This is a genomic window from Agaricicola taiwanensis (assembly GCF_014635245.1).
Taxonomy (GTDB): domain Bacteria; phylum Pseudomonadota; class Alphaproteobacteria; order Rhizobiales; family Methylopilaceae; genus Agaricicola; species Agaricicola taiwanensis.
In genome coordinates this window covers 862,308-882,925 of record NZ_BMCP01000001.1, presented here as the reverse complement: position 1 = coordinate 882,925, position 20,618 = coordinate 862,308, and the positions used below count along the sequence as shown (strand labels likewise).

17 protein-coding genes are annotated in these 20,618 nt (G+C 62.5%); 7 read left to right on the top strand and 10 right to left on the bottom strand.

The genetic code is table 11. From position 1 onward, the window contains the following. Nucleotides 1-51: 51 nt before the first annotated feature. Genes IEV58_RS04150 through IEV58_RS04125 form a run of 6 tightly spaced genes read left to right on the top strand, consistent with a single transcriptional unit; the run spans nt 52 to nt 8,312 of the window. Nucleotides 52-1,908 carry an extracellular solute-binding protein gene (locus IEV58_RS04150; RefSeq protein WP_188408415.1) on the top strand — a complete coding sequence of 619 codons (1,857 nt, stop codon included), beginning with the start codon at nt 52-54 and terminating at the stop codon, nt 1,906-1,908. Continuing rightward, a complete protein-coding gene (locus IEV58_RS04145) occupies nt 1,908-3,791 on the top strand; it encodes an extracellular solute-binding protein (RefSeq protein WP_188408414.1) in 1,884 nt (627 codons plus the stop codon). The genes IEV58_RS04150 and IEV58_RS04145 overlap by 1 nt, the downstream gene beginning before the upstream one ends. Nucleotides 3,792-3,821: 30 nt before the next feature. Beyond that, nucleotides 3,822-4,937: a microcin C ABC transporter permease YejB gene (locus IEV58_RS04140; protein WP_188408413.1), complete on the top strand. Its 1,116-nt coding sequence runs from the start codon at nt 3,822-3,824 to the stop codon at nt 4,935-4,937. Nucleotides 4,938-4,940: 3 nt separating this feature from the next. Then, nucleotides 4,941-6,083 (top strand): ABC transporter permease, encoded by a 1,143-nt coding sequence (locus IEV58_RS04135; RefSeq protein WP_188408412.1) that lies wholly within the window; start codon nt 4,941-4,943, stop codon nt 6,081-6,083. A gap of 10 nt (nt 6,084-6,093) precedes the next feature. Then, nucleotides 6,094-7,722, top strand: coding sequence for an ABC transporter ATP-binding protein (locus IEV58_RS04130; protein ID WP_188408411.1), 1,629 nt, complete (start codon nt 6,094-6,096; stop codon nt 7,720-7,722). Next, on the top strand, nt 7,719-8,312 hold the full coding sequence (locus IEV58_RS04125) for an NUDIX domain-containing protein (protein ID WP_188408410.1): 594 nt from the start codon (nt 7,719-7,721) through the stop codon (nt 8,310-8,312). Before IEV58_RS04130 ends, IEV58_RS04125 begins: the two co-directional genes overlap by 4 nt. 25 nt (nt 8,313-8,337) lie before the next feature. Here the strand turns inward: IEV58_RS04125 and IEV58_RS04120 are convergent, their stop codons facing one another. The 5 genes from IEV58_RS04120 to IEV58_RS04100 form a co-directional block, all read right to left on the bottom strand. Beyond that, nucleotides 8,338-10,284: a MacB family efflux pump subunit gene (locus tag IEV58_RS04120; protein ID WP_188408409.1), complete on the bottom strand. Its 1,947-nt coding sequence runs from the start codon at nt 10,282-10,284 to the stop codon at nt 8,338-8,340. Further along, a complete protein-coding gene (locus tag IEV58_RS04115) occupies nt 10,281-11,465 on the bottom strand; it encodes an efflux RND transporter periplasmic adaptor subunit (RefSeq protein WP_188408408.1) in 1,185 nt (394 codons plus the stop codon). The genes IEV58_RS04120 and IEV58_RS04115 overlap by 4 nt, the downstream gene beginning before the upstream one ends. Nucleotides 11,466-11,616: 151 nt before the next feature. Next, nucleotides 11,617-12,462: a C40 family peptidase gene (locus IEV58_RS04110; protein ID WP_188408407.1), complete on the bottom strand. Its 846-nt coding sequence runs from the start codon at nt 12,460-12,462 to the stop codon at nt 11,617-11,619. Continuing rightward, complete coding sequence (locus IEV58_RS04105; RefSeq protein WP_188408406.1) at nt 12,459-12,809, bottom strand: MarR family transcriptional regulator; 351 nt, start codon at nt 12,807-12,809, stop codon at nt 12,459-12,461. The genes IEV58_RS04110 and IEV58_RS04105 overlap by 4 nt, the downstream gene beginning before the upstream one ends. Before the next feature lie 58 nt (nt 12,810-12,867). Continuing rightward, complete coding sequence (locus tag IEV58_RS04100) at nt 12,868-14,238, bottom strand: leucyl aminopeptidase family protein (protein WP_229729172.1); 1,371 nt, start codon at nt 14,236-14,238, stop codon at nt 12,868-12,870. Between the two features lie 108 nt (nt 14,239-14,346). Here IEV58_RS04100 and IEV58_RS04095 point away from each other — a divergent pair, with 108 nt between their 5' ends. Next, entirely contained in the window at nt 14,347-15,117 is a 771-nt protein-coding gene (locus IEV58_RS04095; protein ID WP_188408405.1) for a tetratricopeptide repeat protein, read from the top strand. Between the two features lie 51 nt (nt 15,118-15,168). On the opposite strand, the gene IEV58_RS04090 is transcribed toward IEV58_RS04095, so the two are convergent. The 5 genes from IEV58_RS04090 to IEV58_RS04070 are packed head-to-tail and all read right to left on the bottom strand — an operon-like array spanning nt 15,169 to nt 20,605. Next, complete coding sequence (locus IEV58_RS04090) at nt 15,169-16,143, bottom strand: type II secretion system F family protein (protein WP_188408404.1); 975 nt, start codon at nt 16,141-16,143, stop codon at nt 15,169-15,171. A gap of 10 nt (nt 16,144-16,153) precedes the next feature. Continuing rightward, entirely contained in the window at nt 16,154-17,131 is a 978-nt protein-coding gene (locus tag IEV58_RS04085; RefSeq protein ID WP_188408403.1) for a type II secretion system F family protein, read from the bottom strand. Nucleotides 17,132-17,142: 11 nt separating this feature from the next. Then, entirely contained in the window at nt 17,143-18,591 is a 1,449-nt protein-coding gene (locus IEV58_RS04080; protein WP_188408402.1) for a TadA family conjugal transfer-associated ATPase, read from the bottom strand. A gap of 14 nt (nt 18,592-18,605) precedes the next feature. Next, nucleotides 18,606-19,877, bottom strand: coding sequence for a CpaE/TadZ family protein (locus tag IEV58_RS04075; RefSeq protein ID WP_188408401.1), 1,272 nt, complete (start codon nt 19,875-19,877; stop codon nt 18,606-18,608). After that, a complete protein-coding gene (locus IEV58_RS04070; protein WP_188408400.1) occupies nt 19,874-20,605 on the bottom strand; it encodes a CpaD family pilus assembly protein in 732 nt (243 codons plus the stop codon). Before IEV58_RS04070 ends, IEV58_RS04075 begins: the two co-directional genes overlap by 4 nt. Nucleotides 20,606-20,618: the final 13 nt, after the last annotated feature.

Below are 20,618 nucleotides of genomic sequence, written 5' to 3'. Positions count from 1 at the left end.
TAATTTCCGACAACCACTGTTGCTGTCGCACATAAGGAAGGTCGGTCGCGCATGATGTATCGCCGTTGGTTCGGTTTCCTGGCCATCCTCATGGCCACGGCTCTTCCCGCCGCGGCACAGTCCCCCTCCCCCGACGGCAGCGGCTGGAAGCACGGGCTCTCGTTGATGGGAGACGTGAAGTATCCGGAAGGGTTCAAGCACTTCGATTATGTGAACCCAGACGCCCCCAAGGGGGGCCGGGTGCGCCTGTCCGCCATCGGCACCTTCGACAGCTTCAATCCCTTCATCGTCACCGGCAATCCTGCCGCGGGTGTGGCGCTGCTCTACGATACGCTGATGGCGCCATCTTTCGACGAGGCGTCGAGCGAATACGGCCTGATCGCCGACGCGGCACGGTACCCTGAGGATTATTCCTCGGTCACGTTCCGCCTCCGGCCCGAGGCACGCTGGCATGACGGCAAGCCCATCACCACCGAAGACGTGATCTGGTCGTTCGAGACGCTCAAGAAGATCTTCCCCACCTTCAATCGCTACTACCAGAACGTGGTCAAGGCGGAGGCCACCGGCGAACATGAGGTGACCTTCACCTTCGACCAGAGCGGCAATCGCGAATTGCCGCAGATCGTGGGTCAGCTTTATGTGCTGCCCAAGCATTGGTGGGAGGGCACGAACGACAAGGGAGAGAAGCGAGATGTTACGCGTGGCACCCTTGAGCCGCCGTTGGGATCGGGCCCTTACAAGATCAAGAGTTTATCGACTGGCCGCAGCGTCACCTATGAGCGGGTGAAAGACTATTGGGCGGCGGATCTGCCTGTGAACCGCGGCATCAATAACTTCGACGAAATCTCCTATGACTATTTCCGCGACCGGACGGTGGCGCTTGAAGCCTTCAAGGCGGATCAGTTCGACTACAACCTTGAGGCGTCCGCCAAAGAATGGGCGACGTCCTATAAATTCCCGGCCGTGGAGCAGGGCAAGGTGAAGCTGGAGATGTTCGAGGACAGCGGCTCGGGGATCATGCAGGCCTTTGCCTTCAACATCCGACGCGAAAAGTTTGCCGACCCGCGTGTGCGCCGCGCGTTCAATCTCACGCTCGATTTCGAGGAGATGAACCGTACGCTGTTCTACGGCCAGTACAAAAGGATCGACAGCTACTTCTTCGGCACCGAGCTTGCCTCCAGCGGCATTCCGCAGGGCCTGGAAAGGGAGATCCTCGAAACGGTCAAGGACGACATACCGCCCGAGGTCTTTACCAAGCCATATACCAACCCCACCGGCACCGGCCGGGAGGTCATGCGCGAACATCTTCTGGAGGCGCGTCGGCTGTTGAAGGAAGCCGGCTGGGACATACCCGATGGCGAACGTGTGCTGAAGAACGCCAAGGGACAGCCTCTAACGGTTGAATTTCTGCTGGTTCAGCCGAGCTTCGAGCGCGTCGTGCTGTTCATGAAGCCATCGCTGGAGCGCCTCGGTATCCAGGTCAACGTGCGCATCGTCGATGACAGCCAATATGTGAACCGCGTGCGCGGGCGGGACTATGACGTCATCGTCACGGGTTGGGCGCAATCGCTGTCGCCCGGCAATGAACAGAGGTATTTCTGGGGTTCGGGCGCTGCGGATGACCCTGGATCGCAGAATTTCGTCGGCATCAAGAATCCCGCCGTGGACAAGCTGATCGATCGGGTGATCTACGCCAAAAATCGCGAGGAACTGGTGGCAGCCACCCGTGCCCTTGATCGGGTTCTGCTGTGGAACCACTATGTGGTTCCGAACTGGACGCTCAATGCCGACCGCACCGCGCGCTGGGATCGCTTTGGCCACCCCGACAACATGCCCAAGCGCGGGTCCATGTTCCCGACCATCTGGTGGTATGACGAGGCCAAGGCCGCAGCCGTGGGAGGCCGCTGATGACCCGCGACTTCCGGATCAGCCGCCGCGCCTTCGTCGGCGCCCTCGCGGGCAGCCTGCCCGCCCTTCATCTGGCGCGGGCGCAAGGGCCCGTGCCCGAGGCCAAGGTCGCCGTACCCGATGTCGAGCGGCACGGCATGTCATCCTTCGGCGATCTCAAATATCCGCCTGACTTCGCCCATTTCGACTATGTCAATCCGGACGCGCCGCGGGGCGGGACGCTGTCCCATGTGGGCTCGACCAATGCCTACAACCAGGAATTCAACACCTTCAACTCACTGAACATGTTCATCCTCAAGGGCAGCGGCGCTCATGGGATGCAGCTGACCTTCGCGAGCCTTATGACGAGCGCGCTCGACGAGCCGGATTCGCTTTATGGCTTCGTGGCACAGTCCGTTGCCATTTCCGAGGATGGACTGACCTATCGTTTCCGCATCCGCCAAGGCGCCGCCTTCCATGATGGCACAGCCATCAGTGCGGAGGATGCCGCCTTCTCGATCCTGACACTGCGCGACAAGGGCCACCCGCTCATGTCGCAGCCGCTGACCTGGGTAGAGGATGCCAGCGCCGAGAGTGATGTCGTCACCGTCCGGTTCAAGGCGGGCCGCTCACGCGACATCCCGCTGATGGTCGCCGGCCTGCCCATCCTCTCGAAAACCTATTATTCGAAGCAGCCCTTCGAGGAATCCACCCTGGAGGCGCCCCTGGGGTCGGGGCCCTACAAGGTCGGGCGTTTCGAAGCCGGCCGCTTCATCGAATACACCCGTGTTGCGGACTGGTGGGCCAATGATCTGCCCATCGCCAAGGGCCAATACAATTTCGAGACGATCCGCTACGAATATTATCGGGACCGGGACGTCGCTTTCGAAGGCTTCAAGGGGCGGGCCTATCTCTTCCGCGAGGATTTCACCTCGCGTCAGTGGGCGCGGGGATATGACTTTCCGGCGGTCAAGGACGGCCGGGTGGTCAAGGACGAGATCCCTGACGGGTCGCCATCCGGCGCGCAGGGTTGGTTCTTCAATGTCCGCCGCGACAAGTTCAAGGACGTGCGCGTCCGTGAGGCCATCACGCTGGCGTTCGATTTTGAGTGGGTGAACCAGAACATCATGTTCGGTTCCTATCAGCGAACCTCCTCCTTCTTTGAAAATTCGCCGCTGAAGGCGGAGGGCACGCCGAGCGCGGGCGAGCTTGCCCTTCTCGAACCGCTCCGGGACAAGCTCTCTCCTGCCGTCTTCGGTGAAGCGGCCATGCCGCCCACCTCCGATGGATCGGGACGTGACCGCAACAACCTGCGCCGCGCCATCCAGCTTCTGCGCGAGGCCGGCTGGACCAGCGATGGAGGCAAGCTCATCAATGCCACGGGCGAGGCCTTCACGATCGAACTCCTGGATTTCGATCCCGGCCTTGAGCCGCATCTCAGCGGTTTCATCGCCAATCTGAAATCGCTCGGCATCGCCGCGGCGATCCGGCGGGTGGATCCGACACAGTTCCAGGCCCGCGTGCAGGATTTTGACTTCGACATCATGTCCCGCCGCTTTGTCATGTCGCTGACACCGGGCGAGAGCCTGCGACTTGTCTTCGGGTCGGAAGCGGCCAAGACCAAGGGATCCAACAATCTGTCCGGCATCGCCGATCCCGCGGTGGACGCGCTGATCGAGAGCGCCATAAAGGCAAAGACACGCGATGATCTGACGGTCGCCTGCAAGGCGATCGACCGGGTGATCCGCGCTGGCCACTATTGGGTGCCCGCCTGGTACAAGCCCAGCCACTGGCTCGCCTATTGGGACGTCTACGAGCGACCCGGGGTCAAGCCTGCCTATGCCCGGGGGGTACTGGAGACATGGTGGTGGAATCCCGATAAGGCGAAGAAGATCGGCCTCTAACATCATCCGCCAGCAAACGACGGTTCCCTCTTGCTCGCATACATCGCCCGCCGACTGCTCCTGATGATCCCGACCATCCTCGGGATCCTGCTCATATCCTTCGTCATCGTTCAGTTCGCCCCGGGCGGACCGGTGGAACGGGTGCTGGCTCAGATCTCCGGCACCAATGTGGATGCGACGGCCCGGTTCTCCGGCGGTGGCGGAGACATGGCAGGCGCGCGGCCGGCGCCTGGGGCCTCCGGCGGTCAGCAGGGGCCGCAGGGAACCTATCGGGGCGCGCAAGGCCTCGATCCCGCCTTCGTGGCGCAGCTGGAAAAGCAGTTTGGCTTCGACCGGCCCGCGCATGAGCGCTTCTTCAAGATGGTCTGGGATTACATCCGCTTTGATTTCGGCCGCAGCTACTTCCGGGACATCTCGGTGGTTGATCTGATTGCCGAGAAGCTGCCGGTGTCGATCTCGCTTGGCCTCTGGATGACGCTGATTTCCTATGCCATCTCCATCCCACTGGGCATTTCCAAGGCCATGCGCGACGGATCGCGTTTCGATGCCTGGACGTCGGGCGTCGTCATTGTCGGCTATGCGATACCGTCGTTCCTGTTCGCGATCCTGCTCGTGGTGCTGTTCGCCGGCGGCTCGTTCCTGCAAATCTTCCCCTTGCGCGGGCTCACCTCCGACAATTGGAACAACCTCTCGCTGGCCGGCAAGATCATCGATTATTTCTGGCATCTGGCGTTGCCGCTGACCGCGATGGTGGTGGGCGGTTTCGCCACCACGACGCTGCTGACGAAGAACTCCTTCCTGGAGGAGATCCGCAAGCAATACGTCCAGACCGCGCGCATGAAGGGGCTGACCGAGCGGCGCGTGCTCTACCGCCATGTGTTCCGCAACGCGATGCTCATTGTCGTGGCCGGTTTTCCGGCGGCCTTCATCTCGGCCTTCTTCACCGGCGTGCTTCTGATCGAGACCATCTTTTCGCTCGACGGCCTCGGACTTCTGTCGTTCGAAAGCGTGGTCAACCGCGACTACCCGGTGGTCTTTGCCACTCTCTATATCTTCGGGCTGGTCGGCCTGATCGTCGGGTTGATCTCGGATCTCACCTATACCTGGATCGATCCGCGCATTGACTTCGAAAGCCGAGAGGTCTGAGGGATGGAGCAGACCGCCGCCCTAGCCGTCACCCCGAAGGCGCGCCGTTTTATCCTCTCGCCCCTCAACCAGCGGCGCTGGCGGAATTTCAAGGCCAACCGCCGGGGCTACTGGTCGCTCTGGATCTTCCTGATCCTCTTCGTCGTGACGATGTGCGCCGAGCTCATCGCCAATGACAAGCCGATCCTCATCCTGTTCGACGGCGGGATCTATAGCCCTGTCTTCAAGACTTACCCCGAGACCGCCTTCGGCGGCGACTTCGAGACCGAGGCGGACTATCGCGACCCTTATGTGACTGACCTCATAAAACAGAAGAACGGCACCGTGATCTGGCCGCCGATCCGCTTCAGCTATTCCACCATCAACCTCAATCTGCCGGTACCGGCGCCGGCGCCACCGACCTGGAGCCTGACGGATCAGCAATGCGCGGATGCCGCGCTGCGCTTCGGCGGCGAGGGATGCTCGAACCTGGAAATGAACTGGCTGGGAACGGACGACCAGGGCCGCGATGTGGTCGCCCGGATCATCTATGGATTCCGCATCTCCGTTCTCTTCGGGCTGACGCTGACCATCCTCTCTTCCGTCATCGGCGTCCTGGTCGGCGCCCTTCAAGGCTACTTCGGCGGCTGGACCGATCTCATCGGGCAGCGGTTGATCGAGATCTGGACCAGCGTTCCCACGCTCTATCTTTTGATCATCCTTGCTTCGATCCTTATCCCGAGCTTCTGGATCCTGCTTGGCATCCTTCTCTTGTTCTCCTGGACGTCGCTCGTCGGTGTCGTACGCGCCGAATTCCTGCGCGGTCGGAACTTCGAATATGTCACGGCGGCGCGGGCGCTGGGCCTGCCGAATACCACGATCATGTTCAAGCACCTCCTGCCGAATGCCATGGTCGCCACCCTCACCTTCATGCCGTTCATCCTCAATGGGTCGATCACAACGCTGACGTCACTGGACTTCCTCGGCTTCGGGCTTCCGCCCGGCTCGCCCTCGCTGGGCGAACTCCTGGCGCAGGGCAAGGCGAACCTCCAGGCGCCATGGCTCGGTATCACCGGCTTCGTGGTCACGGGATTGATGCTGTCGCTTCTCATCTTCATCGGCGAGGCGGTTCGCGACGCCTTCGACCCGCGCAAGACGTTCCAGTGAGGCGCGCCCGATGACCGAACCGCTTCTTTCCATCCGCGATCTCTCCGTCGCTTTCCGCCAGGACGGCCGGGATACGCTTGCCGTCGACAGGGTGTCCTTCGATATCGCGAGGGGAGAAACGCTGGCGCTGGTGGGTGAATCCGGCTCCGGCAAATCCGTTACCGCCCTATCGATTCTCAAGCTTCTTCCCTATCCGGCCGCGCATCATCCCTCCGGCCAGATCTTCTTCAAAGGCCGGGATCTTCTCACCGTTCCGGCCGCGGAACTACGCGAGGTTCGCGGCAACGACATCTCCATGGTGTTCCAGGAGCCGATGTCGTCGCTGAACCCGCTTCACACCATCGAGCAGCAGGTCGGAGAGATCCTGCGCATACACCGCGGCCTCGGCCGCGGCGCCACGCGGACGCGCGTGCTGGAATTGCTCGACCAGGTGGGCATTGCCAATGCCAAGGAGCGGCTCGACGCCTATCCGCATCAGCTTTCCGGCGGACAGCGCCAGCGCGTGATGATCGCGATGGCACTGGCAAACGAGCCGGATCTTCTTATCGCCGACGAACCGACGACGGCGCTCGACGTCACGGTCCAGGCACAGATCCTGAAGCTGCTGGAGGAACTGCAGAGCCGGCTCGGCATGGCCATGCTGTTCATCACGCACGACCTCGGCATCGTTCGAAAATTCGCGGACCGCGTCTGTGTCATGACCAAGGGTGAGATCGTCGAACGTGGTGATACCGCCCGCGTCTTCGAGGCGCCCGAGCACGATTACACGAAGAAACTGCTGGCCGCTGAGCCGAAGGGCGAACCACCCGCTGAGAAACCCGAGGCGCCCGTCGTGCTTTCGGCGGAGGATCTCAAGGTCTGGTTTCCCATCAGGCGTGGGTTCTTCAAACGTACCGTCGGTCATATCAAGGCCGTGGACGGCATCACGCTGGACCTGCGCGCCGGCGAAACGCTTGGCGTTGTGGGCGAATCCGGATCCGGCAAGACAACCTTGGGGCTTGCGATCCTGCGACTGATCTCCGGCGATGGACCAATCGTCTTTCTGGGCAAGAACATCGAGGACTTCAGTGCGTCCGACATGCGCCCGCTGCGCAAGGACATGCAGATCGTCTTTCAGGATCCCTTCGGTTCGCTCAGCCCCCGGCTGTCGGTGGCTCAGATCGTCGAAGAGGGCTTGAAGATCCAGAAGCCCGAGCTGTCGGCCGAAGCCCGCCGCGCCGTGGTGGCGGAAGCCCTCACCGATGTCGGTCTTGATCCCGCCGCCATGGACCGCTATCCGCATGAGTTCTCCGGCGGGCAGCGCCAGCGCATCGCCATCGCGCGCGCCATGGCATTGGACCCGAAATTCATCGTCCTCGACGAGCCCACATCGGCGCTCGACATGTCGATCCAGGCACAGATCGTGGATCTGCTCCGCGACCTGCAGGCCAAACGCAACCTCGCCTATCTCTTCATCAGCCATGATCTGAAGGTGGTGCGGGCACTGGCGAGCCGCGTCATCGTCATGCGTCACGGCAAGGTGGTGGAGAGCGGACCTGCCGCGCAGATATTTGAAGCGCCGCAAACCGACTATACCCGCGCGCTGATCGCAGCGGCGCTCAATCTCGAAGCCACAGCCGCCGAGGCCGTCTCATCATGATCGAAGACAAGACATCCAGCCCTGAGATCCATGAGGTACGCGAGGTCTACAAGGGCCCACGCTCTATGGAGACCTTCCGTCTGACGCCAGAAGGCGGGAAGGAGCAGACGCGCGACGTGGTTCGCGCGGGCCGAGTCGCTGCCGTCATCGCCTATGACCCTGACCAGGACGCCTTAGTGATGCTACGGCAGTTCCGCTTGGCCGCGCACCTCGCCAATGGCCATGGCGAATTGATCGAGATCGTCGCTGGGCGTGTTGAGAAGGATGAGGATATCGAGGAGGCGGCGCGGCGCGAGTGCGAGGAGGAGATCGGGCTTGCACCGCAGAAGCTCGTGAAGCTCTTCACCTATCTTCCCAGCCCCGGCTACACCGACGAGGAAACGACGGTTTTCCTGGCGCAGGTCAACGCGCTTGATGCGCCCGAGGCCGCGGGCGCCTTGCATGAAGGCGAAAGCACACAGCCGCTGGTGATCTCCCGAACTGCTGCCATGGAGGCGCTCGATTCCGGCAAGATCCATAACGGGTTGACGCTGACCGCGCTCTATTGGATTGCGCGGCACGGCAGGCGGCTGGTCGAACTCCTTGCCTGACAAACGGCTCTAAAGCCGGGGCCTGCTACTCGCTCGCCAATGCGGCGACCGGATCCATCCGCGCCGCCTTGCGGGCCGGCAGATAGCCAAAGACGACGCCGGTCAGGAAGGCACAGGCAAAGGCGAAGATAGGCGGGCCGAGGGAATAGGCGACGGGATTGCCGAAGAACTCCATGGTGGCCGCGACCGCGAAGCCGAGGCCAACCCCAATGAGGCCTCCGAGACCGCAGACCACAACCGCCTCGGTGTTGAACTGAAGCAGGATGTTCAACATGCGCGCGCCGGTCGCCATGCGGACGCCGATCTCGCGCGTTCGCTCGGTGACCGACACCAGCATGATGTTCATCACGCCGATGCCGCCCACGATCAGCGAGATGATGGCGACGGCGGCGAGCATCATGGTGAAGGTGCGCCGCGTCTCTGTCGCCGTTGCGATGAAGGAAGCGGTGTTGCGGATCTGGAAATCCTCAACGCCATGCCGGACCTTGAGGAGCGAGGTAATGGCCTCCTCGGTCTGGCTCGCCTTGTCGAGATCCTTGATGCGCACCACGATGGAGCCGAGATAGTCGCGCCCGAACACACGCATGAAGGCGCTGCGCAGCGGAACCACCGCGATATCGTCCATATCGTTGCCGCCACCGGTGGCGCCCTTTGGCGCCAGCACGCCGATGACCTCGAATGGCTGCGACGCGATCAGCACCGTCTTGCCGATGGGGCTGCTGTCCGGGAAGAGGTTGCGGGCGACGGTGTCGCCGAGAACCACCACGGCGGCCAGTTCCTTCTCCTCCTGAGGGCCGAAGAAGCTGCCTTGGGCGATCTGCCAGTCCTGCGCTGCCGGGAAGCCTGACGTCACGCCGTTGATCTGTGTCCTGTAGTCGATATTGCCGGCGCGCATGGTCTTCTGCGTGGACCGCTGCGGCACGACGACCTCCACATTGGGAAGACCCGCGATGGCCTCGGCATCGCCCACCACGAGGGTTGCCATATCGCCGGTGGGCCGTGTGCCCGGCGCGCCGGGACGAACGGTCAGAAGATTGGTGCCGAGTTGGGAGATGCGCTGCATCACCTGTTGCTGGCTGCCGTTGCCGATGGCGAGCATGGCCACCACCGCGGCGACGCCGATGACGACGCCGAGCAGGGTCAGCGAAGTGCGGAACATGTTGGTGCGCAGCGTGCGCAGGGCGAGCTTCGCCGCCTCGCCCATATCGGGCAGAAAGCCGAGGCGACCATCGGCGTGCATGCCGCCGACCTTGTGCGTGGACCCCGGACGGAACAAGAGCGCTTCGTCAGTGCGGGTATCGGAGACGATCCGGCCATCGGCGATGCGGATCACCCGACGCGCGGCCCGCGCCACTTCCGGATCATGGGTGATAAGAATGATGGTGCGGCCATCGCGGTTGAGATCCTGCAGCAGAGTGAGCATCTCGGCGCCGCTGGTGCGGTCCAGCGCGCCCGTTGGTTCATCGGCCAGAATGATCGGCGCGTCGTTCATCAGCGCGCGGGCGATCGACACACGCTGCTGTTGTCCGCCTGACAGTTGCCCCGGCGTGTGATCCAGCCGGTCGCCAAGGCCAAGCCGGGTCAACAGCTCCGCCGCGCGGGTCCAGCGATCCTTCTTCGGCCTTCCGGCATAGATGGCCGGCACCTCGACATTCTCCATGGCCGTGGTGTTGGCGAGGAGATTGTAGCGCTGGAAGACGAAGCCGAAGGTGTCACGACGCAGCGACGCCAAGGCATCGCGATCCAGCCCGGCTACATCACGACCGCGAATGAAGTAATGACCCTCGGTCGGCCGGTCGAGGCAGCCGAGGATGTTCATCAGCGTCGACTTGCCCGAGCCGGACTGGCCGACGATGGCGACAAACTCGCCCTCTTCGACGGTCAGCGACACCCTGTCCAGGGCCCTCAACTCATCCTCGCCGCTGTGATAGACGCGCGAGACATCGCGGATGTCGATGAGGGGCGCGCTCATGGACGTGGTCCGCGGCCGCCGCGCATCATACCTCCCTGACGGCTCGCATCGCCATCGGCTGCTGCGGGGCTCAGCATGCCGGTGATCACCTTGTCACCGACGTCAAGGCCGCTTTTGATTTCGGCGTGGGTGCGGTTGGTGAAGCCGATCTCGACCTTGCGTGTCTCGACACCGCCTGATGTGGCCACTCGCGCAAAGCGGTCGCCGTTGCGCCCGGTGCGCAGAGCTGCGAGGGGTACAACAGGCACGTTCTCCACCGCGCCCTCGATGAAGGAGACCTGTGCCGACATGGAGGGCAGCAGAACGCCGTCCTCGTTCGACACGTCTACCAGCACCTTATAGAGCACCACGTCGTTGACGATCTCAGGCGTCGGCTGGATCTGGCGCACCGTGCCTTCCCAGCGGCGATCAGGCATGCCCAGCGTGGAGAAGTAGGCCTTCATCCTGGGCTTCAGCGAGACGACATCCGCTTCGACAACCTTCGCCTGCGCGGTCATGGTCTTCAGGTCGGCGACGCGGACGATGATGGGCGCGGACTGGTTTGCGTTCAGGGTCTGGCCTTTGACGGCCGACTGCGAGACCACGGTGCCGTCCATGGGCGCATAGATCTTAGTGTAGTTGAGATTGGCTTCCGCCGCTTTCAGAGCAGCGCTCGCCTGCTGCACCTGCGCATCGATCACCCCGATCTTTGCCTCCGCAATGGCGACGGTGGAGCGGGCAATATCCAGCGCGTCCTGGGTCGAGACATTGCGTGCTGCCAGGCTTTGCGTGCGCTCGAACTGCGCCTTCGCGAGGTCCAGCTCGGCTTGCACCTGTGCTCGTTGTGCCGTGAGTTCGGCCAGCTTGGCGCGGTTGGAGGCGACCGATGTCTGATGCACGGTCGGGTCGGTCTCAGCCAGGAGATCGCCTGCCTTGACTTCGTCCCCGATCTCGACGTTGAGCACCTTCAGCTGACCGGACACCTGCACGCCCACGTCCACGTAATCACGGGGCTCCAGTGTGCCGACGGCAGATACCTTCCGCTCCACATTCCCCATGACGACAGTCTCGGTCCGGTAGCCCGGTGTGCCGGTCGCGCCGTAATACCCATAACCAAGGCCGGCCGCCGCCACCGCGAGCAGGGCAAGAGCCGCCCCGCCAAGCCACCAACGCCTAAGCCGCGGGGCTCGCGGTTTCGTCAATGTCTCCGGCCCTTTCGGCAGAAACACGACAGGAGCAGCGGTTTCGGATGTGCTATCCGGAAGTGGAGTGTGCTGGTTCACTTGGAAGGGTCACGCCGTTTCGATAACTGACATCTGTTCAACGGCGTCTTTCGGCAAATCCGTCGCAGATCTAATCGAGCCGGCGAACGCCCAGGACTTCACCCTCACCCGCCGCGACAATTCTGGCGATCGTCGCCTCGACATTTTCTATGGTGACGGCCATGGCGAAACCATTGGCGTGAAGGAAGTTGCCATCCCCACGGGCGATGGCGACATGACCCTTCCAAAACACGAGATCGCCCCGCTGGAGCGCGGCTGGATTTATGTCGACGGCATGGCCGAGAGAGGCGAACTGCATGTCGCTGTCGCGAGGAGCTGCCTGGCCGCAGGCGTCCAGCGCCATCTGGACAAGCGCCGAACAGTCGAGACCGACGCTGGTGCGACCGCCCCACAGATAAGGCGTGCCGAGGAAACGTTCGGCGACCGCGACCATATCACTCTCGCGTCGGTCGATCGGCGCCAGATGCGCCTTATGCACGAACCCGCCGGAATCGAGGATCGCGAATGGCCCCTCCTCCCGCACCACGGTGAGGCGCGCATTGAAGGGCAGCAAATCCTCGGGAGGCAGCTTGATGCTCGGCCCCGGAAAAACGAACGAACGGAGGGCCGCGACCCGATGGGTTGCCGCCGCTCCTGACGCGGTGAGCGCGGCAAGCGGCAACCAGCCGACATAGTCGTCGGTGGCAAGCTGTCCCCAGGCCCAGCCCTCATGCTCGTCGTAGACCGTGAAGGTCTCACCGAAGAGGGCCTCGGTGAAGAGAGAAGCATCGGGTCTCGGTTCTCCGCGCAAAGGAGCGGCCCCTACCGCGACCCGCTGGTTTCTGCCCTCGACATAGCGGGCCGCCGTGACCTCGCCTTGCAGATGCGCTGCGGCAAGATCGGGCCGGGCCGGTGTCACACGTCGATCAAGTGTCATGCCGGAAGCTCCGCAGCCTCGCGCACCAGGAGATCGGCAAGGCGCTCGACAAAGAGTGCGCCCTTCACCGTCCGCTGCACGATGACGTTGCGCCGGTCCGCATCATCCCTGCGGCGCGCCACCAGTTCCATCTTGCCCATGGTATCCAACGCGCGGGTGATGACAGGCTTGGTCACACTCAGCTTCTTTGCCAAGCCACGGACCGTGTGCGGCGGGGCATCCATGTAAATGGTCAGCAGGATTGCCGTCTGGCGGGCGGAAAGGTCCGGCTCACCGTCCGTCACCTGCGCCATCATCACATTGTGCCACAGCCGCAGTGCCTGCGCCGGTCTTAAGTGTGTTGCCACGCCGACCCCATCGTTTCGGAGGCGTATTATTTACGTCTCCGCCGCGATCGGCAAGGGGTCAGCGGCCATATCGTTCCGCGAGCAGGGCGAAGGCTGCCCGCGCGCCTTGGCATTCGCCTCCCTCGGGACGGCCGGGTTTCGCGGTCGGGGTCCAGCCGAACACGTCGAAATGGACCCAGGTTTTCGCCTTCTCGACGAAATGCGCAAGGAACAGGGCTGCCGTGATGGAGCCGGCGAAGCCGCCGCTGGCGGAGTTGGTGAGATCGGCGATCTTCGGCTCGATCATCTTGTTGTAGGGCTGCCAGAGGGGCAGGCGCCAGAGGGGGTCATTTTCGGTGGTGGCGTGGCGGGCAAGATCCGCAGCCACCTGATCGTCATCAGTGTAGAAGGGCGGCAGATCAGGTCCAAGCGCGACACGCGCGGCGCCGGTCAGCGTAGCGAAGTCAAGCAGAAGCTCGGGCGCTTCTTCATCGGCAAGCGCGAGGGCATCGCCCAGCACGAGCCGACCTTCGGCATCGGTGTGACCGATCTCCACGGTGAGGCCCTTGCGACTGTGGAGAATGTCTCCCGGACGGAAGGATGAGCCGCCAATGGCGTTCTCCACCGCCGGAATGAGCACCCGAAGGCGGATCGGCAGTTTCGCCGCCATCACCAAATGCGCCAGGGCCAGCACGGTGGCCGCGCCGCCCATGTCCTTCTTCATGTTGCGCATGGCGGCATCCGGCTTCACGTTGACACCGCCGGTGTCGAAGCACACGCCCTTGCCTACCAGCGTCACTTTCGGCGCATCATCCGCCCCCCAGGCCATATCGATAAGGCGCGGTGCGCGATCCGAGGCACGGCCGACTGCGTGGATCATGGGAAAGCCCTGCTGCAGCAGCGCATCGCCGGTGATTACCGAAATATCGGCTTCATGTTTGCCGGCCAGACGGCGGGCCGCATCTTCCAGCTCCTGGGGACCCATATCGTTCGCAGGCGTGTTGATGAGGTCGCGCGCCAGCGTGACGGCCTCAATGGTGTAGCGCAGCCACGCCTCATCGACGCCCTGCGGCACTTCGAGCCGGGCCTGGGTGGTCTTGCCCCGCGAATAGCGGTCGTAGCGATAGGAGTGCAGCACGTAGCCAAGCGCGGCGAGGCGACGGTCCTGCGGGGGAAGAGCAAAGCGGTATAGACCGGCGCCGAGCGAAGCGGCCACGGCACCCGGCGCGAAAGGATCACCTTTCGGATCGACGCCGAACAATACACCCGCGAGTGCTCCCGTCTCGGACGGCAGCATGACCGCACGGCCAGGCTCCGCCTCAGCGCCCGTCGATTTCATCCAGGCCGCCGCCAATTTGGGGAGATCGGCGGGAAGATCGTCCCCCTTGGACACAAACCAGAGGGGAGTGGCGTCTTCGCCGCTGCCGGCGGATGCGATCAGATCGGTCACGGAAGCATCTCCTGCTGTCAGTCCGCCCTAGCATGTCCCGGGGCCCGCGCCTCCAGAGCCAGATGCCGCACCCGCTCATGGTTAATCAGGCGTTAAGGTTAATAGTTCATGACTACGGTGTCTTCGACCTGGAGTTCTGCCGTGCGGACGCCACAGCTTTCCCTTTTAACGGTATCTCTCACTGCGCTTCTTCTTGCTGCCTGTACCACCACGCGATCCCCCGAGACCACCGGTTCGGTCTCGCGTGCGCTCGCCGCGGAACGCAGCCCGCAGGAGTGGCGGCAGCTGGCAGAACGTGCCAGCCGGCGCTATGAGGCCGATCCGTCCGACGCAGGTGTGGCGCTGGCCTATGGTTCTGCCCTTCGCGCCACCGGCCAAAGCGCACAGGCCGTGGCGGTGCTTCAACAGGCGGCCATACGCCACCCGGGCAACCAGGACATCCTGGCCGCCTTCGGCCGCGCACTGGCGGACGCCGGCCGCCTGGAGCAGGCGCTGGATGTGCTCAAGCAAGCGCACAGCCCCGCGAAGCCCGACTGGACCATCCTGAACGCACAGGGTGCCATCCTCGACCAGTTGGGGCGCCCTCACGCCGCGCGCGACTATTACGAAACGGCACTCAAGATCGCGCCGAACGAGCCGGCGATCCTGTCGAACCTCGGCCTGTCCTACGTGCTCAGCAAGGACCTTGCCAAAGCCGAGGCCGCACTGAAGCAGGCAGTGGCACAGCCGGGGGCGACCTCCCGCATCCGCCAGAACCTTGCGCTGGTTCTTGTGCTGCAGGGCCGGCGCGCGGACGCCGAGGCCGCGGTTGCGGCTGATCTCGGCGCGAAAGGTGCGGCCGAAATGGTTGCCGCCCTCTCAAGCAAGCAGCACAGCTGACACGTCGGAAAGGCCGCAGCGAAAAAAATCGCCGCTGTGTTCGCGCTTTCTCTAGTTGATGCCCATCACGCGGATGGCGGCCGGGCCGAGGATCACGATAAAAATCACCGGCAGGAAGAACAGGACCATCGGCACTGTCAGCTTCGGTGGCAGGCCGGCTGCCTTCTTCTCGGCATCCGCCATGCGCATGTCACGGCTTTCCTGCGCCAGCACCCGCATGGCCTGCCCGATCGGGGTGCCGAACTTCTCCGCCTGGATCAACGCGGCGACAACGGAACGGACTGTTTCCAGACCGGTACGTTTGCCGAGGTTCTCGTAGGCCAGGCGCCGATCCTGCAGATAGGACATTTCGGCCGTGGTGATGATGAGCTCCTCCGCCAGGGCCGGTGACTGCTCGCCGATTTCATCGGACACACGGCGCAATGCCGCTTCAATGGACATGCCCGATTCCACGCAGATCAGAAGGAGGTCCAGTGCATCGGGAAAGGCCCGCCGGATCGAAAGCTGTCGCTTTTGAACGACATTCTTGATGTAGAGATCAGGAAGCTTCACGCCGACGAAGGCGGCGCCTATGGCAATGCCCAGCACGATCAGCGGAGGCTGGTCCAACTTGACGATCACGAAGAGGTAGATCAGCGCGGTGCTGAAGACCAGGATAGGAATGGCAAAGCGGAAGAAGGTGAAGGCCACAAGAGGGGCTTGTCCGCGGTAGCCGGCCATGGCGAGTTGTTCGCGAACCACCTCAGCGTCGATGTATTTCGACAGTTTGAGCTGTTCGACGATCTTCCTCATATAGGCTTTGGGTTCCTGGCGCGCGATGCTGCGATCTTCCCGCGCCAGCCGCTCGCGTTCGCGAGCCCGAATCTTGTCGCGCTCCAGGGCCACCGTTTTCATGCGGCGGTTCAGGTCATCGCCAGCGAGCAGGGGAAGGCCGAGGGTCAGAACCGTCGCCATGGCGGCGATGGCCGTGAACGTCATCACCAGAAAATCAGTGTCGCGCAGTTTTTCGATGATGAGATCGAACATCTCTCGTCTCTCAGAAATCGAAGTTGATCATCTTGCGCATGACCATCACGCCGCAAAACATCCAGAAGGCGCTGCACCCGAGCATGACTTGACCAAGCGGCTGCGTCCACAGAAGCTCGATGTAATCAGGGCTGGTGAGATAGACGAGCACCATGATCACGATAGGGAGCGAACCGATGATACTCGCCGAAGCCTTGGCCTCCATGCTGACGGCCTTGATCTTCGCCTGCATCTTCTTTCGGTCACGCAGAACCTTCGAAAGATTGCCCAAGGTATCGGCGAGGCTGCCGCCCGTCTTCTGCTGAATGGCGATAACGATGCCGAAGAAATTCGCCTCGGTCACACCAACCCGTTCGTAGAGCTTTTCGCAGGCCTCTGCGACAGGAACACCGACTGTCTGAAGCTCGATGACCTGCTTGAATTCCGACCGCACCGGTTCCTGGGATTCCGTTGATACGATCCGCAGAGAATCGGCCAACGGCAAGCCGGCTTTGACGCCGCGCACGATGGCGTCGATAGCATTGGGGAATTCATCCAGGAACTTCTGCTGCCGCTTCTTACGCCGATAGCTGAGGAACCAACGAGGGAAACCGAGCCCGCCTGCGAAGGCCGCCGCAAGGCCATAGATCGGGGAGCTGAGCGTTACCATAACGGCAAGGCCTAAAATGACTGCGGCAACCGCACTGAACAGGAAGAACTGCGGCCTGCTGATCTCCAGGCCCGCCTGATCGAGGCGTTGGTTGAGCGAGGGGTTCTTGCGCCGCTTTTGGCGGTCTTCAAGCTCCTTCATGCTTTCCGCCACCTGTGTGCGCCGCATGGCAGCGTCGCGCGGCTTTGCAGCGGCAAGCCTGGTGGCATCGCGTCTGGCGATGTCCTGCGTGCGGCGCTCGGCGCGTATCTCACCCGTGAGATAGGGCAGGATCACCCAGGCAACGCTCGCCACGGACACCGCGACCAGAACGAAAGTGAGGGCGAATCTGAGGTCCATACCCGGGCCCCTTAGGCAGCGCCGGCTTGGCGGCGCTCTGATTCATCGAGCGCCCGCGCCAGATTGTGCTCTTCGCCATAGTAGCGGGCGCGATCCCAAAAATTGGGGCGGCCGATGCCCGTCGACTTATGGTGGCCGATGAACTTTCCGTTCGCATCCTCACCAACGATCTCATAGACGAAGAGATCCTGGGTGGTGATGACATCACCCTCCATGCCCAGCACTTCCGTTACGTGGGTGATGCGACGTGAACCATCGCGCAGGCGCTGCGTCTGGATGATGACGTCGACGGAGCTGCAGATCATTTCGCGGATCGTCCGGACGGGCAGATTAAACCCGCCCATGGAGATCATGCCTTCCATACGGGAAAGGGCTTCGCGCGGGCTGTTGGCATGCAGCGTGCCCATGGAACCATCGTGGCCCGTGTTCATGGCCTGCAGGAGGTCGAAGGCCTCCGGCCCACGCACCTCACCCACAATGATGCGTTCAGGACGCATACGCAGGCAGTTCTTGACGAGATCGCGCATGGTGATCTCGCCCTCACCTTCAATATTCGGCGGGCGTGTCTCCAGCCGGACCACATGAGGCTGCTGCAGTTGCAGTTCCGCCGTATCCTCGCAGGTGATGATGCGCTCATCGAGGTCGATGGCACGCGTCAGGCAGTTCAGGAGCGTGGTTTTTCCCGAACCCGTGCCGCCGGAGACGATGCTGTTGCAGCGAACACGCCCGATGATGCGCAGGATTTCCGCGCCCTCGGCCGAGATGGAGCCGAAGCGCACGAGCTGATCGAGCGTGAGCTTGTCCTTTTTGAACTTGCGGATGGTCAGGGCCGCGCCATCGATGGCGAGCGGCGGCGCGATGACGTTGACGCGGCTGCCGTCCTGCAGGCGGGCATCGCATATGGGAGATGATTCATCGACGCGGCGGCCGACTTGGCTCACGATGCGCTGGCAGATGTTCAGAAGCTGCGCGTTGTCGCGGAAACGAATGTTCGTCAGCTGAATCTTGCCGCCAACTTCGATGTAGGTCTTGCTGGCGCCATTGACCATGATGTCGGCGATGTCATCGCGCGCTAGCAATGGCTCGAGGGGACCATAGCCGAGAACGTCATTGCAGATGTCGTCGAGCAGCTCCTCCTGCTCGGCGATCGACATCACGATGTTCTTGATGGAGATGATGTCGTTCACGACATCGCGGATCTCCTCGCGAGCGGCATCCTGATCGAGGCGCCCGAGCTGAGCGATATCGATGGCTTCGATAAGCGCCGAAAAGATCGCGCTTTTCATCGTGTAATAGGCGGCGGATCTTTTGGGCGCGCCCGCATCATGAACGACTTCGGGCGCTATGACCTGGTTGGTGCGGCGCTCAGGAGCGGGAACGGCGGCCGGCTCCGCAGCCGCCGGCTTCGCCGGCACCGGCTGGATCGAGGAGCTATCTGAGGGGCCACGTTTGCCGAACATGAATGTACCGACTGTCAGGCTGATTTCTTGGAAAGCTTGGTCAGGATCGGAGCCAGGGACATGATGCCACGTTTCTGGACACGCACTTCCGCTCGCCCTGTCACCACCCGCGCGATGTCGAGAAAGCCTTCGTTAGCCTTATGAGAGGCTGATGTTTCGGCGATCATCTGGCCGTTGTTCGACGCGGTGCCGAAGACCTGCGCGTCGAAACCGATCGTTCCGATGGGATCGGTATCGAGCGCCTTGGCGAAATCCGATGGCTTGATCTCGGGGCGTTTGGTCAAACCGATCTTATTCAGAACAAGCCTCGGTTGCGCGTCGTTCGGGCGCTCGGCCTTCAGCTTGTCGAAGATGTTCTTCGCATTGCGCAAGTTTGCCAGGTCCGGCTCGGCGACTACGACGATCTCATCGGCGATAACGAGAGAGCGCTTCGCCCAGGAGCTCCACACGTGAGGGACATCAAGAACGATGCAAGGAATGTTCGCGCGCAGGATATCAAGCAGTGGATCGAACGCGTCCTCTCGAAAGTCATAGGGCCGATCGAGCGTCGAGGGTGCGGCAAGCAGACTGAGGTGTTCCGTGCACTTTGCCAGGAGCCGATCGACGACATTGCTGTCGAGCCTGTCCGCGGTGAAGACCGCTTCGGCCACGCCCTGTGGAGGATCCTGATTGAAATCGAGACCGGCCGTTCCAAAGGCGAGGTCGAGATCGACGATCACCGAATCCAGCGCCATGTCCCGGGCAATGGCCCAGGACACATTGTGAGCAACCGTCGAAGCGCCTGAGCCACCTTTCGCGCCGACGAAGGCAATGGTTCGGCCGACGGGCTCGGAATCAGGTGCGCGGAAGATCTCGGAAAGCGTGGCGATCAGCTCAAGTTCCGTGATCGGACCAACCAGATATTCACTGACCCCGCGGCGCATGAGCTCGCGATAGAGCACCACATCATTGAGCTTGCCGATGATAACAACCTTGGTGCCGGCATCGCAGAAGGCGGAAAGCTTGTCGAGGCCCTCAAGCACAACCTCGCGCTTCGCATCGCTTTCGAGCACGATAACGTTGGGCGTTGGCGCGCTTCGATAAGCCTCAACTGCCGCTGGTATGCCGCCCATCTGCACCTTGACGTGCGCCTTCGACATGCGACGGTCGAGCGCGGCGGACTGCATCAATTGGGCGATCGCCGGCGTCTCACAAAAGGCCTGGATCGACACCCTCGGAAGCGGAGCGATGACATTGTGCTCCGCCGCTTGATTGTTGTCGTCATCGCCATGACCGATCTGGCTCATTGTCCGACCTCGCTGATGGAGGTGTCTTCCGAACCGATCGGCGGCTGCGCACCTGTGGCCTCGCCCTTGATGTATTTGTCCATGATGGTGGCGCGACGGGCGCCGCTCGCCGGAGTTTCGGCACGCGGGCGGATAATATCTTCAGGATCCGCGATCATGGCCGCCATATTCTTTTGATAGGCGCAGCCGAAGTTGCTGTAGTCGCCATTGTTTCGACCTTGGCGCGATGTCAGGCTATTGCCGATATCTTCCGGCCATTGCCCACATACTGAGGCAACATCGGCCGCCAGTTTGGGAAACGACAGCCGGACCGGCGCAAGCTGCGCCGGATGGCTTGCTGGATAGGTTGAGGTTGTCATAGCCCGAGAGGGTATGCCGCCAGCGGTTAGCTCAGTCCTAATGCCCCGCACTGTGTGAGCCGCGGCCGTATCCGTCGCGCCGCCCTTCGGCATTTCGATCCGGACCAACCCGCGGCCCTGTTCCCGCCACTCCTTCGCGAAGCCGCGGATGTCCTCGCGCTGCCGCTCGGTCAGACCACCCGGACCACCGCCCGGCACGAGATCCAGCGTCTCGGCAGCTTCCGTGACCACGATCGGATGCCGGTCCCTGTAGGTCTGCGCGAGCGAAGCGGTCGTGACGGGATCGGATGCGCAGGCACCAAGCCCGAACGCCATGGCGGCGAGCACCATGATCTGCCCCGATCTTCTGATGTCTTCAGTTCGTATCATCTCGAAGCTCCAC